Genomic DNA, 16524 nt, shown 5'->3' with positions numbered 1-16524 from the left:
TCGATGACGCTCACCTGCCGCTGCGCCCGCGAACAGCGTGGGCCCGCAGCCTCCCCCAAGGACCCTGTCCCATGACCTCCACCCCTGGAGCGCCGTACTCGCTTGCCCTGTTCCTCCTGGCTCCCGCCCTGCTCCTGGCGTGCAGCAGCGGCTCCCAAGACGGCACCCGGTGCGGGAACACGCTCGCCCCTCCCACCACGGCCTATGCCTTCACCGACAACGTGGCACCTTCCGCCAACCCGCCGCGAGGGCTCCAGCCCAGCCAGGTGCCACAGTTCGTGGGCATCAGCTGGGACGACAACAGCCGCGAGGATGGCATGGCGTGGGCGCTCGAGCTGGCCGCGGCGCGGAAGAACCGGGATGGGACTCCCGTGAACATGACGTTCTTCATGACCACGAAGTTCATCGCTTGGGACGCCATCACCGATCCGAGGGCGCTCAAGAAGAGCTGGCGCGAGGCCCTGGCCGCGGGCCACGAGGTGGCGCTCCACAGCGTGACCCACGAGACGAGCAAGAGCGCGGACACGAAACGCTGGACCGAAGAGCTCACCGGCACCCTTGACGCGCTCACGAAGGCCTACGACGCGAACGAGGAGCGCTGGGACACGTCGCTGAAGAGCGGCCCGGGGCTCCCGAGAGAGCAGCTGGTCGGCTGGCGCACGCCGTTGCTCGCGACGAACGATCTGCTCATGCCCGTCCTGAAGGCCCACGGGATCTGGTACGACTCCAGCCTGGAGGAAGGCTTCCAGGACGACCAGGACGGGACCAACTTCCTCTGGCCCTACACGCTGGACAGCGGCTCTCCGGGGGACGCGTTCCTGGCGGCGCGGGGCGCCCAGGACTCGAAGGCCCCCATCACCCGGCATGCGGGCCTCTGGGAGCTGCCGGTCTACACCGTCATCACCCCGCCGGAGATCCGGGCGGCGCTCAAATACCGCGTGAACTGGTTCGACGAGAGGAGCGGAAAGATCACTGGCTTCGACTTCAACCTGCTCACCCACGCCATGTTCCAGATGAACAAGGCAGAGTTCCTGGCGACGCTCAAATACACGCTGGATCAGAGGCTCCGGGGCAACCGCGCGCCCTTCCTCATCACCTTGCACTCGGACTACTACTCGCCCGAGTTTACGTATGCGCCCCGCATCACCAACGCTGAGCGCCGGGCCGCGATCGAGGAGTTCCTCGATTACGCGCTCAGCAAGCCAGAAGTCCGGGTCCGCTCCCACAAGGAGATCCTCGACTGGATGCGCAGCCCCGCTGCGATGGAATGCCACTAGTTCCACCCGGTCACTTCGGGCGCCCTCCGAGGAGGATTTCTCCTCGGAGATCCGCAGCGCCCCTGGGGAACTGACCGAGTCGTATCAGCCCATAACTAGTAAGGAGCGCGCGGCGCGTGGTACTCGCACAACGGAAAGCGGAGTCGTCTCCGGCATCTCGTCGTAGGTGCGACCGTCGAGTATGCGCCCCGCCTTCTTCTTATTCTTGCCACCCCACTGCTTGAAGAAGAACGCGACATCCGCGTGAGCGCACTGGTCGCGAATGTCTATTGCCCACGCTGGGTCCATCGGACGCGCGCTCTGGCCCGACTCGCCGCCGACGATGACCCAATCGATGTTCTTGAGTTTCAGCTTCGGCAGCGGACCAAGAAGCGGTTCGAGTGACAGGAACTTCACATGTGCTCCTGTCGAGCGCAGGTCGTCGATGCGATCGACATAAGTCGCGTTCTCGACGCTCACGCCCATCCACACGTTCTTGGGCCAGTCGATCTCTGGGCTCAGCTCCGCTAGGCGATCGGCACGCTTTGTGAGCACCTGGAAGCGATGCCAGTAGGCGCGGCGCATGACGTCGAAGACGCGCTGGATGTACTCAATCGGCACGTCCTTGTGGAACAAGTCGCTCATCGAGTTCACGAAGATCGTTTGCGGCTTCTTCCACCGGAGAGGCAGCTCCAGCATCTTCGGTTGCAGCGTGAGCTTGAATCCGTCCTTGTAGTTTGGCTGCCCCATCGCTTGCAGCCTTTTTGCCATGCGCTCCGCGTAGCAGTACTTGCAGCCGGGGCTGATCTTGTTACACCCCGTCACAGGGTTCCATGTGGACTCGGTCCACTCGATGCCGGATCCGAGTGCCATCAGCGCACCTCCTTGAGTAGGTGATTGGCAATGCGCAACGCGATGTCCTTGCCGCGCTCATTGCCGACCGCGAAGCAGAGGAGGTACAGCGGATTGTTCGCCGAGTTCCAGAGCACGCCCGGTTCCTCCGCAACGCCCGCGAATACCTGCTTCAATCGGTTGTTGAAGTAGCGGGCCATGACGTCCATCGACGCCTTGACCTGGACTTGGGAGTCACCGAATAGCGTAGGCTTTGTCTCAACCTTGTAGAACTCGTCGTACCAGTCCGTCGTGCCGAGGAAGGCGTCCATGCGCTGGCGCCACGAGTCGGGGAGCTTGCCCGACTTCGGCGCAAGCCGGTTCATCCCCATGCCCAGCGGTACGAGCAGCCATAGATCGATGGCCTTTGTCGCCGCGACGGCCTCAATCGTCTTCCACTCGACCTGCATGCCGTAGGGATCGAGGAACAGCACCGCGCGTCGCGACTTCCACTTGTCGAGCGGTGCGCAAAGTTTTTGGATCACTTCGTTCGCTTCGCCCTGCCGAACGTCAATGTCGTCGGCGAGCGCGGGGAACTCCTGCTTCAGGGACTCGAGTTGCTGACAGCGCTCTGGGCTTCGCTCAATGAAGATGTACCTCTCAAACCGAGGCTCGACCTGCAGCGCTAGCTTCGCTGAACCTTCGAGGAGCTTTCGTGGCGCGGGCTCGTTGAGGTCGGGGAAGAGCAACGTGCCCGGCGCGCTGCTCGTGTCGCGCTCACGCGCTGTGCGCGTGCCGGTACCCGCGAACGCGTCGATGTACGCCTTGCGGAACGTGTTGTCGGCAGACGGCTTGTCCTTAAGCGCCTTCGTGTATGCCGCAAGATATTCCTTGAGCACGTCCAGCTTCTTCTGGGTCCAGTCCCCTCCGAAGCGGTGGGCCTTGCCCTTGGATGTCGCTCGCTCACGTGCCATGCACCAATACTGCTCCCTTGTTCAGCAAAAATCGAGAGCGCCAACCTCGCCGCAGGGTACATGAGGCCACGAGAACACCGCACTAGAAGTCGGGTGGGGCGATTTCCACAATGGTGTCAGCGTGATGCTCGCGTAATTGCACACGAAGCGTCTGCACGGCTGAATCTTGCTCGACGCGAACCTGCACGAGCTGGACGCTCCCCCAAGCGGGTGCGGAGGAAGCGAGCGCGAGGATTAGGGCAGCGGCGAGCAAGGAACCGATGAAGCAGAGGACGCCGCGAGTGGGGTGTAAGGCTGGCCCCGACGCGAGGACCCCCCCAGGCTGCGGGGGTTGAAGCTCAAGCAGGTGGTCTGCCACGGCATCCCCCTGCCGGACGAGCGCCTAGCGCCCGGGGACATCGTCAACGTGGACGTGACGACGTGTCTGAATGGGCTCCATTGAGACACCTCCTCCACGTTCTTCATTGGCGAGGTGTCGCCGGAGGCCCGGCACGTGGTGGACGTGGCGAGGCGGTGCCGGGACGCGGGCATGGCGGTGGTACGCCATGGCGCGGAGCTGGGGACATTGGCGCCGCCATCCAGGAACTGGCCCACGTGGAGGGGGGGCCGCGTTTAGGGATCGCGGTGGACTGTCTCGGGGGAGAAGGCCGGCAGGCAGATGGCGATGTATTCGGCTCCCTCCTCGCCGGGGGTGCTGTAGCGCACCCATTCTCCGGGCTCGCACACCACGCCCTGGCCCGCGCGAACGTCCAGTGCGCCGCCGTGGTGCTCCACGCGCAGCCATCCCTTGAGCACCACCGTGTACTCGCGGAAGGCGGGCGTCTGCCCGGGCTCGACCCAGCCCCCGGGGCTGCGCATGTGGGCCACGCTGAGCTCCCCCGTCTTCGAGTTCACCCTCCCCACGTACTCGTCGATGAGCTTCGGCTTGTTCCCCGCGGCTTCCACGCGGGTGGGGGTGGGGATGAGGACCGGCATGGCGCGCTCCACGGCAACGAGGGTGAGGCCTCAGGCTAGCAGCGCGCCCGTCATTTGCCCCGGCGGATGAACCACCGCGGCAGCCGCCGCTCATGCGGGCCCTTCCGCTCCTGGGCCGGCCGGTGCCGCACGCGCATGCCTGGGGGGCGTCCCCAGGGGCTCCGGGGCCGCTCGCTCACGGTCCGCAGTCCGCTGGGGCGGAGGGCGTCATCGGCCGGGGGCCGCTGCGAATCCGGCGGGAGGAGGGCCGTCATCGCCGCCCCTTCTTCAACCCTGCGTGAAGCTGGAGTGACATGGCAGCCCCCCTCGTCCCGCCCGAGCCCGCGCGCTGGGCACCGATAGAAGGCGGGACGGCATCGGTGCCTCCTGGGTACGGGATTGGATTTATCCAATGAATACCGGTGATTTCAGGGAAGCTCGGGAGTGATCGGGAGGATGCACTCCCTCCGTGTGGGGAGGGGGGCGTCATCGAACTGTCAACGGTCCCGGCTGGCGTGGCCTGCGCTGGCGCTTCGGGGGACGAGGACTAACTTCTGCCGGGCCATGTCCTCTCGTGCTCTTCTCGCCGCTGTGATGCTCCTGGGGGGGGCCTTGTCCGCCTCGGCCCAGGCGCCGTCCCGCCGTCCCCGCACCGTCGCGGGCGTGTGTGGGGCGGCCAACTGGGTCTGTGTCGCCGAGTGCATCGACGCGGCGTGCGTGGACCAATGTCTCCGGCAGGGCTGTGAGACGTCGCTTGACAAGCTCCAGTCCTGCACGGAGAAGGCTGGGTGTGCTCCGGACGACACCTCGTGCCCCACGCGCACCTGTGGACAGGTGTGCCAGAAGGCCTTCGAGCCCGCGCCGCCCAGTCCCGAGAAGGAACAGCAGGATCCCTGTGCGAGCGTCCAGGCGTCGGGTGCCGAAGTTCCCAAGGATGTGGTGGGCCGGTGGGAGCTGGCCGCCGCCACCTTGAAGCCGGAGCCCCCCGGCACGCCCGCGCGGGCCGACCCTCAGCCCCGGCCCGACTTCGTGCGGAGCCTGGAGGTTCAACCCAACGGCTGTTTCGTGCTGTCCACGCAGCTCAAGGACGCCACGCTGGGGCGCGGCAACCAGTTGGAGGTGCGCGCCTGGGGCCTCTTCGCGGTGGCCAAGGACGACAAGGTGACCTTGCAGGCCAAGGACGGGCAGGCCACGGGCCCCGTCTGCGGCAAGCCCCGCGTCATTCCGCTGTCCAAGGGGAAGTTCCGCGGGCCGCGCTACAAGTACCAGGTGGAGGGCGACACGCTCACCCTCACGCTCGATGACCCGTCCAAGCGCGCCTTCCAGTTCCAGCGCGTGGAGACCCCCGAGCCGCCGAAGGAATAGCCCCCGGCGGGGGAGGGCTCTGCTACACCGGGCGGGACGATGGAACGGATGTCGAGTGTGGATGCGGCGTGGCTCCGAATGGAGACGCCCACCAACCTGATGATGATTACGGCGGTGCTCTGGTTCGACGCACCGCTGGACACCGCCCGGCTGAGGCAGGTGGTGCGGGAGCGGCTGGTGGAGCGCTTCCCGCGCTTCCGGCAGCGCGTGGCGGAGCCTCGTGGCGAGTGGGCCTCGCTGCACTGGCAGGACGACCCGGCCTTCGACCTGGAGGCGCACGTGGGGCACCTGGTGCTTGGCGCACCCGGGGACCACGCCGCGCTGGAGGCGCTGGTGAGCCAGTGGATGAGCACGCCGCTGGAGCGCTCGCGTCCGCTGTGGCAGCTCCACGTGCTGGAGGGGTTCGGCCAGGGCAGCGCGCTGCTGGTGCGCATCCACCACTCGCTGGCGGATGGCATCTCGCTGGCGCGGGTGCTGCTCTCGCTCATGGACGAGGGCGCCGAGGACCACTTCCTGCCGGAGGCCGAGCCCTCCCCGGGCGGGGCGGTTCCCGGGTGGATGAGGCTGCTGCGGGGGGCTCGCGCCGTGGTGATGGGCTCGCGCGCGGCGTTGAAGCGCGGCGCGGAGCTGATCTCCGAGCCCATCCAGGTGGGAGACCTGGTGCGCGCGGGCGCGCGGGGGGTGAGCGCCGTGGGCCGGCTGACGGTGATGACCTCCGAGCCGCCGACGGTGCTGCGCGGGGAGCTGGGCACGCAGAAGCGGGCCGTGTGGTCGAAGCCCATTCCCTTGGACGAGGTGAAGGCCCTCAGCGAGGCCACCGGCAGCACCGTGAACGATGTGTTGCTCACGGCGCTCACCGGCGCGCTGCGCCGCTACCTGGTGTCGCGGGGCGGGCCCGTGGAGGACCTGCGGGCCCTGGTGCCGGTGAACCTGCGGCCCATGGACGAGCCGCTTCCCCGGGAGCTGGGCAACCGCTTCGGGATCGTGTTCCTGGAGCTGCCGGTGCGCCGGGAGGAGCCCCTGCGGCGGCTGCAGGAGCTCAAGCGGCGCATGGATGTGCTGAAGCGCTCGCCCGAGGCGGTGGTGACGTTCGGCGCGCTGAACGTGCTGGGCATGGCGCCCTCCGCGGTGGAGCGGCGGGCCATGGATGTGGTGACGCGGCGGGCCACGCTCGTCATGACGAACGTGCCGGGCCCCCGGCACCCGGTGTTCCTGGCGGGCACGCAGCTCGCGGGGTTGATGTTCTGGGTGCCGCAGGCGGGCCAGCTGGGCCTGGGGGTGAGCATCTTCAGCTACGCGGGGCAGGTGACGGTGGGGGTGTCCGTGGACGCGGCGCTCGTGCCCGACCCGCACCGGATGGTGGAGGCCTTCCACGACGAGCTCCGGGCGCTGGCCCGCGAGGACGTGCCCCCGGCTGTCAGGTAGGCCGGCGGAGGCCGTCCCAGGGGACATTCGCCCGGCCTCCGTTGCCGGGCGTGGCCTTCCCCTGCACACTCGGCCATCGCCCTCCTGGAGCCTGCCCTCATGAAGATACCGTCCCGCGAAGCGTTCCTCTCGGAGCTGGAGCCCCTGGGGTATGGGGCCCGCGTGGCCCGGGCGGCGGCGCTGGGACGGGGCGGACGGGATCAGCCCGGTCTGCGGCCGCTCATGGACACGCTCTTCGCCGGGGATGCGTACGAGGGCTTGCTGGCCATCGAGCTGGCCCAGGGCGCGGGGGCCGGGGAGCTCGTCCTCCGGGGGCTGACCCATCCCTCCGGGCTCGTGCGCGGGCACGCGGCCTCCGCCGTGGGCCGCTTCGTTCCGGACGACGGCGCCATCGAGGCAGTGCTGCCCCGGCTGGCGCCCGCCACGCGCCGCCTCGTCCTCAAGAGCGTGGCGAAGGCCCGGCGGGGCGCGCTCGCGGCCCGGTTGCTGCCCACCGTGTTCACCCGCCACGGGGCCGCGGAGGCCGCCCTGCTCCTGTCCGCGCTCGATACGGCCGGGGTGGCCCGGTTTCTTCCGGCGCTGGAGCACGCCGTGCGCTCCTGGCGCACGCTGGTGCATCGCCATCCGGATGTGGTGCTGGCGTTCCTCCACGCGCGGTTTCTCCAGGCCCCGGAGCGCCAGCGCGCCTGGCTCTTTTCCCTCTATGCGAGCCCGCTGGCGGCGCTGACGCCCCTGCGGCCCGATGCCCTGCTCCGGCTGGTCCAGGAGTTCAGTGCGCCGGAGGTCCTGCCGGGCTTCTTCGTGCAGTTCCTGCCGAGCCTCGTGCGGCGCCATCCGGGCCCGGTGCTCGCGCTCCTGCTGCGCCCGGCCTTCCGGGCGAACCTGCACGCCCAGGGGCTGTCCAACGGCCTGTTGCGGCAAGTCAAAGTCTTCACCTTGGAGCAGCGGCTCTCCCTGGCCCAGGCCCTGGCGGAGGCGCCGTACCAGCTGGCCCGCTTCCTGGAGGCCTTTGCGCCCTCCGAGCGGGGCCCGCTCTTCACCGTGGCCTTCGTGGGCACCTCGCCCCGGGTGCTGCCCGGGGCGCTGGTCTCCGCGCTGCCCCACGCCGCGCGGGATGCCGAGGCGTCGCGCCAGCTGGAGCTGCGCGAGGTGCAGGAGGACCGGAATCAACAGCTCGCCCTGCAGGCCCTTCGCTCCATCGACGCTGCGCGCGAGCCGCTCCAGAAGGCGGCCTTCGCCAGCAAGGCCGAGGATCGCGCCCGGGCGCTCGTGCTGCTCGTGTCCTGCACGGGGCTGTCCCGCCGGGGCATGACCGAGACGCTCGCGCACCTGTCCCGGCTGAAGAACGAGCAGGACCCCGTCCGCCTCGCGGTGATGAACGCCCTGGTCCAGGTGCCCGTGGCCGTCTTCAAGCCCGAGCACCTGCCCGCCCTCGAAGCGCTGTTGACCTATGCCGTCGAGGCCCGGGATACCTCCATGGGGACGCAGGGGGCGTTCCAGCAACTGGCCTTCCGGTTCATCCAGGCCCATGCCACGGAGCCCGAGGGGCCCTTCTTCCGCTTCGCCCTGGCCACGCTGAAGCGGCTCGCGGGGCAGTCCGGCACGCTCGTCATCCCGTCCCTGGAGAAGGACCTCCCGCGAGGCGCCGAGCACTCCATCTTCGCGGCCCTGCTTCCGATGATCCGCGCCGCGGGCCAGCGCGAGGGGTATGGCCTCATCCTCGCCCTGGCGAAGGCGCTGGGGCGGCGCGCGTGGGACATGGACATGCTCCAGCAGATGCTGGAGCCCATCACCGAGGCCAAGCCCGACTGGCTCGCGCAGACCGCCCTCCAGCTCTGGCTGGCCCCGCCCCGGACCCGGGATGCGCGGGTCCGCAAGCTGCTCGACCGCGACGAGAGCGCCGTCACGCTTCCGTGGGTCTTCGAGCACCTGCACCGGCGCAGGCAGGAGTGGCTGGACCCGTACATTCAGGGCCGGGCGTTCCGGGGCCGCTTCACCACGGGCAAGACGGGCTGGGTGCCTCCGGTCCAGCGCGGGTTCCACCGCTGGCTGCCGCGCCAGCAGCGCACCTTCCGGGACGTGCTGCTGCACATCGCCCAGGACACCTCCCGCAGTGCCTGGGAGCGGGCGGGGGGGCTGCGCGTCCTTCCCGCCCTTCAGGTGGTGGATGTGGAGACCTTGAGGCCCTTCCTCCAATCGCCCGAGGTGCCCATCCGGGAGGCCGCGCTCGGCGCCCTGGTGTGGCTGGACCGTCCGGAGCCCTCCCTGCCGCTGCTCCTGGAGTCCCTGGATGGGGACCAGGCCCGGGTGGCCATGTACGCCGTTCCCCGGGTGGCGAAGTTCGTCTCCCCGGAGACGCTGTCCGCGGCCCTCGGCTCGCTGCTGTCGCGCGAGCGGCTCAAGGTCACGGTCGCCAAGGAGGCCCTGCGGCTGCTGGGCGCCTTCCGCTCGCCCCAGAGCATGGCCCTGCTGCGTCAGCAGTGGCGCCGGCCCGAGCTGCACCGGGATGTGCGCATCGCCGTGGGGCATGCCGCGCGCCAACTGCTCGATGATCCGGAGGCCTGGACGCTGCTGGAGGAGATGGCCCAGAGCCCCGACACCGCCGTGGCCACGAGCCTGCTCGAGCAGAACTCCGCGGCGATTCCCGTCACGCTCCGGCCGCGCTACGCGGCGCTCGTGTTGCACGTCTCCCGCCATCCGGACCTCACCGTGCGCCGCCAGGCGTTCACGGCCCTCCCAGCCTGGTCCGTGGGGATGGAGGGGCCGGTGGCGCGGGAGGCCTCGGGCAGGATTCTCGACCTGGCCTCGGGGGCGGAGTGGCGCGAGGCCACCCAGGCGCTGGTGGAGGCCACCCGGGAGGGCACGGCCTTCGAGCATGTGGTGGCCTGCGTCTCGAAGCTCGTCTCCGCCCCGGTGGCGGAGGACGCCACGCCGGAGCGCGATGTGCCCGCGCTCCAGCGGCTGAAGGGGCTCATTCAGGCGCTGCTCGAGCTGCCCCGGCCGGTGCGCCTGCGGCTACGGGCCGAGCTGGAGAACGTGGCCCAGGTCCTGTCCCAGGATGCCGCGTTGTGGTCCCTGCGTGCTTCGATCCGGCTGGCCAGCCTGGAGTGGAACGAGGCCCCCCGCGCCGCGGAAGTGCTGCTCGCGCTGGGGGAGGAGATCCGCGCGGAGCCCCTGTTCGCCTCCGGCTTTTCCTTCGTGGTTTCGGAGGCGGTGAACAACCCTCAGGCGGAGTGGACGCCCGAGCTGCTGCTGGACATCGTGGACCGATTGGGGAACGCGCTTCCGCTGGTCTCGCTGGAGCTCATCTCCGCCGCGGGCCAGCGCCTCCACTGGCGGGAAGACGCGGCGCTGCGCCTGCGCGCCTTGCGGCGGCACCCCTCCGCCGCCGTCCGGGCGGCCGCGCATTCCGTCGTCACCGCGAACGAGTAGGCCCTCAGCGCAGGCCGTGCTCCTCGAGCTTGTTGTAGAGGGTGCGGCGGCTGACGCCGAGCAGGCGCGCGGCGAGCGTCCGGTTGTCCCCGGCTCGCTGGAGGGCATCCAGCAGGGCCTGCCGCTCGGTTTCCCGGCGCTGCGTGTCCAGAGTGCCGGGCTCGCCGCTGGGGGCCGCGGCGGGCGCAGGCGGTGGACTCACCGGGGCTGGGGCGGGCATCAGCCCGGTCTGGCGTGCCAGCTCGCGCGCCACGTCCTCCGCCGTGAGGAGCGGCCCATCCGAGAGCACCACCAGCCGCTCCATGAAGTTCTGAAGCTGCCGCACGTTGCCCGGCCAGGGCTGCGCCTGGAGCGCCTGGAGCGCGTCCGGTGCCAGCGTGAAGGGCGGCCGTCCGTTGGTCTTGGCGTGCACCTCCAGGAAGTGCCGCGCCAGCGGTTCGAGGTCCTCGGGGCGTGCCCGGAGCGGGGGCAGTCCCACCGGCACGACGTTGAGGCGGTAGAAGAGGTCCTCCCGGAACTCGCCCCGCTTCACCATCTCCTCCAGGGGGCGGTGGGTGGCCGCCACGAAGCGCACGTCCACCTTCAGCGTCTGCGTGCCGCCCAGCCGTTCGAACTCGCGCTCCTGGAGCAGCCGCAAGAGCTTCACCTGCACCGAGAGGGAGATGTCGCCAATCTCGTCCAGGAAGAGGGTGCCGCCCTGGGCCAGCTCCACCCGCCCGGGCTTGCGCGCCGCCGCGCCGGTGAAGGCGCCCTTCTCGTAGCCGAACAGCTCGCTCTCCAGGAGCGTCTCCGGCAGGGCCGCGCAGTGCAGCTTCACGAAGGGCCCGCTCCGGCGGGGGCTCGCGTCGTGCAGCGCCCGGGCCGCCAGCTCCTTGCCCGTGCCGGACTCGCCCCGGAGCAGCACCGTCGCGGTGCCCGCCGCCGCGCGCGTCAGCAGCGCCTCCACCTGCGCCATCGCGGCGCTCCGGCCCACGAAGGCCCCGGTCCTCAGGACGGGCAGCGGCTCATCCTGGGTCCGCAGCAGGGTCTTCCGCAGGGTGAAGAGGATCTCCTGCCGGTCGAACGGCTTGAGGATGAAGTCCGCCGCGCCCGCCCGCATGGCCTCCACCGCCATGGGCACCGTGCCGTGCGCCGTCATCAGCACGACGGGGACTTCCGGGCACAGGCGCGTCACCTCGGTGAGCAGCTCCAGGCCGCTCATGCCCGGCATCCGCACGTCGCTCACCACCACGTCGATGGGCATCCGCCGCAGCAGGGTGAGCGCCTCCTCGCCGCTCCCGGCGGTGTGGACCGTGAGCCCCGCTTGCGCCAGCAGCGCCCCGAGCACCTTGGCCACGGCCCGGTCGTCATCCACCAGCAACACGTTTCCCTTCAGCGGCTCGCTCACGGGGCTCTGGCTCCAGGGGACTCCTGCCGCGTGGGCAGGCGCAGGAGGATGATGGTACCGTGCCCCTCGCGGCTCGCCAGGGACACCTCGCCGCCGTGGGCCTCCACCACCCGGCGCACGAAGGCCAGGCCCAGCCCGCTGCCCGAGGCCTTCGTGGTGTAGAACTCGTCGAAGGCCCGCTCGCGCGTGCGCGCGTCCATGCCCTCGCCCGTGTCCTCCACGCACAGCACCACGTTGTGGTCCCCGGGCTCCTCGCGCCGGGTGCGCACCGTGAGGGTGCCGCCCTGGGGCATGGCCTCGTACGCATTGCGCACCAGGTTCTCCAGCGCGTTGGCCAGCAAGTCGTGGTCCCCCTCGCATGGGGGCAAGTCCCTCGCCAGGGCGCGCTCCAGCGTCACGTGGGGGAAGCCCGCGAAGGCCTGGAGCCCCAGCACATCCTCCACCAGCCGGTTCATGTCCAGGGGGTGCTTCAGCGGCTCCACCCGGCCCAGCCGCTGGTAGGTGGTCACCACCCGGTCCAGCCGCTCCACCTGCTCCAGCAGCAGGTCCAGGAACTCCCCCTTGTCCTGCCACGAGTGGCCCTGCGCGTGCTCCTCCTTGAGGAACTGCGCGGCCCCCTTGAGCGCGGCGATGGGGTTCTTCAGGTCGTGCGCCATCTGCGCCGAGAAGCGGCCCAGGGTGGCGAGCTGCTCCAGGCGCTCGCGCTGGAGCACCCACGTGCTCACCGCCCGGCGCGTGGCGGCCAGGAGCGCCAGGGTGATGGCGGTGGTGGCCGCGATAAGCGCCCCCTGCTCGGCGGCGAAGAGGCGGAAGACGACGAGGTAGGCGAGCACTCCCAAGACGGCGAGTGCCGCCGCGTACAGGGCCGCGCTCAGGGACATGTCCCGGCCAAAGAGGTGGAAGCGCAGGGCCACGGTGGCCATCACCGGCAGGCCGAGCAGGGTGCCCAGCGTCCCCAGCCGGGGCACGCTCAGCCCCAGCTCCGCCATCAGGTCCGTGCCGGGCAGGGCCACCAGCAGCACCAGGCCCAGCAGCAGGAGGCCCGTGCGCAGGCGCTCCTCCAGCCGCACCGCGCGCCGCAGGTGCAAGAGCAGCAGCCCCCACCCGGCGGCCAGCAACAGGGCCACGAGCGCCAGCGCGAGGTGGGCGAAGGCGGGCGAGGTGGCGCGCGAGGCAACCCAGGCAGAGCCCAGCGCCGAGAAGGCCAGCAGGGCCAGGGCGCAGTAGACGAGGTACGCGGCGATGAGCCCGCCCGAGAACCGGCGGCGCAGGCCGGTGAACGACAGGATGAAGTGCACCGCGCAGGGAGCGGCCAGCACGGTGGCCCCGAGGTTGACGAGCCGCCACCCGGCCTCGCCGGAGACGGCGAAGGCGAAGTTGGCGAAGTTCCACATGGACAGGGCGATGGACAGCAGCGACAGCGGCAGGGCCAGCGGGCTTCGGCCCACCCGGGCCAGCGCCAGCCCCGCCAGGGCGAGCTGCCCCGCGCAGGCCCCCAGGCTCAACCAGGCCCATCCGCTCATGTCCCGTGCTCCCGGGCAGAGGCTGGCGCGCTTCGGAGGGAAGGGAGCGGTGACATGTCTTGGAGCTCAATCGGTCCAGGGGTTGCGGCGTGCCCCTATATACCGCCTGGGGGCCTTCCCTCGCTGCCGCACCCTGGGCTCCAGGGCAGGGCTCCTGTCTGCCCGGGGAAGGAGGGACATCCGGTTGGACGCTGCTGAACAGCCCCTGAGCCGCTGGGCCGCTGGTGCCCTGCCTCACGGGGGCCTACCTCTGGGTGTCCCACGGCCTCGTTCGAGAGGGATGGACCCTGTCTATGACTTCCTCGCCGCCTGATGCAGCGTCCCGTGGCCCGGTGGTGCTGTTGCCGCTCATCGCGGGGGTCTTCACCGCCTACCTCGTCATCGGCCTCGCGATGCCGGTGCTCCCGCTTCACGTGCATGAAGGCCTGCACCAGAGCACCTTCGTGGTGGGCCTTGTCGCCGGGATCCAATTCGCCGCGGCGCTCCTGTCGCGGATGTTCGCGGGCCAGCACGCGGACCGCCGGGGACCCAAGCACGCCGTCGCCACGGGCCTGCTGCTTGCCGCGGGTTCAGGACTGCTCCATCTGCTTTCGCTTCGCTTCGCCCATGAGCCGCAGCGCTCCGTCTTGATTCTCCTGCTGGGCCGGGCCCTGCTGGGCGTCGCGGGGAGCTTCATCGTCACGGGCGCGCTCAGCTGGGGAGTCGCCATCCTCGGGCCGCAGCACACCGGCAAGGTCATGGCCTGGATCGGCACGGCGCTCTACGCGGCGTTCGCGGCCGGTGCACCGGCGGGCACGGCCCTCTACGCGCGCCAGGGCTTCCTGGCCATCGCGCTCGCGACGCTGGTGCTTCCCCTGGCCACCCTGGCCCTGGTGTTGCCGCTCCGGGCCGTTCAGCCCGTCCCCGCCCGCGCCCGGGCTTCGTTCACGGAGGTGGCCGGCATCGTCTGGGGACCGGGCTTTGGCCTCGCGCTGAGCGGCGTCGGCTTTGGGGCCATCACCACCTTCATCGCCTTGCTCTTCGCGGAGCGGGGGTGGAGCCCCGCCTGGCTCGCGTTGACCGTCCTGTGTGCCTCCTTCATGGCCGGGCGCCTGTTCTTCGGCCACCTGCCGGACCGGCTGGGCGGGGCCCGCGTCGCGCTGGTGTGCGTGCTCATCGAGGCGGTGGGCCAGGCGTTCATCTGGCTCGCGGACTCGTCCGCGCTGGTGCTGGCCGGTGTCACCCTCACCGGTCTCGGCTACTCGCTCGTCTTCCCGGGCTTCGGTGTGGAGGCCATGCGCCGCGCCCCGCCGCAGAGCCGGGGCCTCGCCATGGGCGCGTACACCGCGTTCCTCGACCTCTCGCTCGGCCTCTCCAGCCCCGTGCTGGGCCTGGTGGCGAGCCAGGCCGGCCTGAGCGCGGTGTTCTTCGCCAGCACGGTGGCCGTGTTCTGCTCCGCGGCCGTCGCGCTCGGGCGCGTGCGCGCGCCCGCCACCACCTGAGGCGGCCCTCTTTTAGAGGACGCCCAGCCGCTAGAGGACGCCCAGCCGCCGGGCCCGCGCCGCATCCACCGCCGTGGCTTCCCAGCGGCGCACGGCGGCCTCGCGCTCGGCCTCGGGCGCGTCCGCGTAGTAGCCCAGCGTGTCGTTGAGCGCGCGGCTCAGCTCCTCGATGGCGGCCAGCCGCACGTCCAGCTCCCGGTGCCGCAGGGCCGCGACGAGCCAGTCCGCCCGGCGCCGGGTGCGGTTCTCCACCCACCACGCCATCCACTGGCGGGGGTTGAGGCCGAACGTGGCGCGGGTGACTTCCCGCAGTGCCTCGGCGGCCGCCTGGGCGCACATCTCGTCATCGCCCCCGGTGAGGTGGATGAGCCCCTCGATGGCATCCCGGTCGTGCAGCGCGCCCAGGGCCCGGGCCGCCAACGAGCGCCGCAGCGGATCGCGGTTGCTCAGCTCCTGGCGCAGCTCCTTCATCGCCCCGTCGAAGCGGGGCAGGTGCTTGAGGGCGGAGGCGGCCACGCGCGCGGCGCTGGAGATGTCCGGCTCGAGGTCGAACAGGCCCCGCAGCACCCCGTCCACCAGCTCCACGTAGGGCAGGTTGCCGGCCGTGAGCAGCGCCAGGTAGCGCGTGTCCGCGTCCTGCGAGTCCAGCAGCGGCGAGAGCGCCTGGGCCGCGGGCCGGCCGAGCCGCGACAGCGCGGCGGGGATGGGCCCCAGCTCGTCCGCCTCGGGCAGCTCCACCACGGGCAGGCGGCTCCAGGCCGAGGGGCCCGGGAAGCTCGCGGCGAGCACCCGCGCGCTGGCCTCCGGCGTGCGGGCCAGCTCCGCCATGGCGTTGGCGCGCTGGGCGGCATCCGGGCCCGTGAGGCGCCGCAGCAACGGCGCGAAGTCCGGCGGCGGACGCTCCTCGCTCATTACCCGCGGTGGCATCGTCGCCGCGCGGCCCAGGGTGCCGCTCGCGCGGCCGAAGAAGGGGCTCCAGCCAAGCCCCGCCACCACCGCGGGGGCAGGCACGGGCGCAGCGGCGCCCGTGGGCAGGGGGTCGTCGCCGCCGGTGTCCGGGGCGCGCAGCTCCGTGAGCCGCTGCTTGCGGAAGAGGATGAGCTCCTGGAAGGCGCTCGGCAGGTCCTGGCAGAAGAGGATGTAGTCGGAGAGCCGCCGCTGGCTCACGGGCTTCTGCCCGCAGTCGCCGTACAGCAGCGCCACGAGCCGGCCGCGCACCTCCACGGGGTAGAGGAACACGGCGCGAGGCGTCTGCCGCCCGAACAGCTCCAGGTAGTGCCGCGTCAGCGCGTCCGGGGGCAGCGGACCGGCATAGCTGCCGCGCGTGACGGCGATGGTGCGGAACACGCTGCCCGCATCCAGCGGAATGGACACCTGCGAGAGCGCCTCGGCTTGCAGGCCGTCGCCCCGGGACTCCCAGCCCATGGCGGTGCCCCGCAGCACGGCGAAGGCGGCCACGTAGTCGAACGTGCGGCGGCCAAAGCGCAGCGCCACGTCGATGAGCTTCTCCCGCTCCCGGGTGGCTTCCTTCAGGGCCGCCCGGGCCTGGGCCAGCGTCCAGTCCGGCACGTCCTGCGCCACGGCCCCGGGCTGCGCAGGGGCGGCGGCAGGGGCCGCGGGGGCCTCCGGGGGAAGCATCCGCGGGCGGCCCGCAGGCGCGGCGGGGGTGGGGTTGCTGAAGACGAGGAACTGGGGCTCGGTGGGCCGGGGCAGCGTCTGCGCGGGGACCGGGGTGGCCGGCGGGGACGCCAGCGGCACCAGCGTCGTGGGACCGGGCCCGCCCGTGGGCGTGGGAGCCGGGGGCGCGGAGGGCCGGGGCGCCGGCGTGGGGGCCACGCCCGGGTGGGCCGGCATGTTGAGGCGCAGCGGCTCACGCGTGTACGCCGGCGGCGGGGC

The 16524-nt window shown here is 71.1% G+C and carries 13 protein-coding genes; 6 read left to right on the top strand and 7 right to left on the bottom strand.

Annotated elements, in window-relative coordinates; all coding sequences use genetic code 11:
• Positions 1-71 precede the first annotated feature (71 nt).
• Complete coding sequence (locus KY661_RS28995; protein ID WP_225413308.1) at positions 72-1277, top strand: polysaccharide deacetylase family protein; 1206 nt, start codon at positions 72-74, stop codon at positions 1275-1277.
• A gap of 84 nt (positions 1278-1361) precedes the next feature.
• On the opposite strand, the gene KY661_RS28990 is transcribed toward KY661_RS28995, so the two are convergent.
• Positions 1362-2129: a DUF5131 family protein gene (locus KY661_RS28990; RefSeq protein WP_225413307.1), complete on the bottom strand. Its 768-nt coding sequence runs from the start codon at positions 2127-2129 to the stop codon at positions 1362-1364.
• Entirely contained in the window at positions 2129-3061 is a 933-nt protein-coding gene (locus KY661_RS28985) for a three-Cys-motif partner protein TcmP (RefSeq protein ID WP_225413306.1), read from the bottom strand. Before KY661_RS28985 ends, KY661_RS28990 begins: the two co-directional genes overlap by 1 nt.
• A gap of 472 nt (positions 3062-3533) precedes the next feature.
• Here KY661_RS28985 and KY661_RS37795 point away from each other — a divergent pair, with 472 nt between their 5' ends.
• Positions 3534-3677: a hypothetical protein gene (locus KY661_RS37795; RefSeq protein ID WP_398577253.1), complete on the top strand. Its 144-nt coding sequence runs from the start codon at positions 3534-3536 to the stop codon at positions 3675-3677.
• Here the strand turns inward: KY661_RS37795 and KY661_RS28975 are convergent.
• Both KY661_RS28975 and KY661_RS28970 read right to left on the bottom strand, forming a co-directional pair.
• A complete protein-coding gene (locus tag KY661_RS28975; RefSeq protein ID WP_225413305.1) occupies positions 3674-4036 on the bottom strand; it encodes a cupin domain-containing protein in 363 nt (120 codons plus the stop codon). The two genes, KY661_RS37795 and KY661_RS28975, sit on opposite strands and share 4 nt — an antisense overlap.
• A gap of 50 nt (positions 4037-4086) precedes the next feature.
• A complete protein-coding gene (locus KY661_RS28970; protein WP_225413304.1) occupies positions 4087-4290 on the bottom strand; it encodes a hypothetical protein in 204 nt (67 codons plus the stop codon).
• Positions 4291-4627: 337 nt separating this feature from the next.
• Here KY661_RS28970 and KY661_RS28965 point away from each other — a divergent pair, with 337 nt between their 5' ends.
• From KY661_RS28965 to KY661_RS28955, 3 genes are all read left to right on the top strand, one after another.
• Positions 4628-5380: a hypothetical protein gene (locus tag KY661_RS28965; protein WP_317987312.1), complete on the top strand. Its 753-nt coding sequence runs from the start codon at positions 4628-4630 to the stop codon at positions 5378-5380.
• A 39-nt stretch (positions 5381-5419) separates the two neighbouring features.
• Entirely contained in the window at positions 5420-6805 is a 1386-nt protein-coding gene (locus KY661_RS28960) for a WS/DGAT/MGAT family O-acyltransferase (RefSeq protein WP_225413302.1), read from the top strand.
• Positions 6806-6904: 99 nt separating this feature from the next.
• Positions 6905-10237, top strand: a complete 3333-nt coding sequence (locus tag KY661_RS28955; RefSeq protein WP_225413301.1) for a hypothetical protein — start codon at positions 6905-6907, stop codon at positions 10235-10237.
• A 4-nt stretch (positions 10238-10241) separates the two neighbouring features.
• On the opposite strand, the gene KY661_RS28950 is transcribed toward KY661_RS28955, so the two are convergent.
• Together KY661_RS28950 and KY661_RS28945 are read right to left on the bottom strand one after the other, a co-directional pair.
• Positions 10242-11624, bottom strand: coding sequence for a sigma-54-dependent transcriptional regulator (locus tag KY661_RS28950; protein WP_225413300.1), 1383 nt, complete (start codon positions 11622-11624; stop codon positions 10242-10244).
• Positions 11621-13147: a sensor histidine kinase gene (locus tag KY661_RS28945; RefSeq protein WP_225413299.1), complete on the bottom strand. Its 1527-nt coding sequence runs from the start codon at positions 13145-13147 to the stop codon at positions 11621-11623. Before KY661_RS28945 ends, KY661_RS28950 begins: the two co-directional genes overlap by 4 nt.
• A gap of 293 nt (positions 13148-13440) precedes the next feature.
• Between KY661_RS28945 and KY661_RS28940 the strand changes: the two genes are divergently transcribed.
• Positions 13441-14628 carry an arabinose transporter gene (locus KY661_RS28940; RefSeq protein WP_225413298.1) on the top strand — a complete coding sequence of 396 codons (1188 nt, stop codon included), beginning with the start codon at positions 13441-13443 and terminating at the stop codon, positions 14626-14628.
• A gap of 30 nt (positions 14629-14658) precedes the next feature.
• On the opposite strand, the gene KY661_RS28935 is transcribed toward KY661_RS28940, so the two are convergent.
• On the bottom strand, positions 14659-16524 hold a 1866-nt coding region (locus KY661_RS28935; protein ID WP_225413297.1), incomplete at its 5' end, for a HEAT repeat domain-containing protein.

The sequence above is a fragment of the Allostigmatella hybrida genome (assembly GCF_020103775.1).
Classification (GTDB): Bacteria; Myxococcota; Myxococcia; order Myxococcales; family Myxococcaceae; genus Hyalangium; species Hyalangium aurantiaca.
The sequence above is the reverse complement of the archived record's forward strand: the minus strand, read 5'-3'. Positions and strand labels throughout refer to the sequence as shown.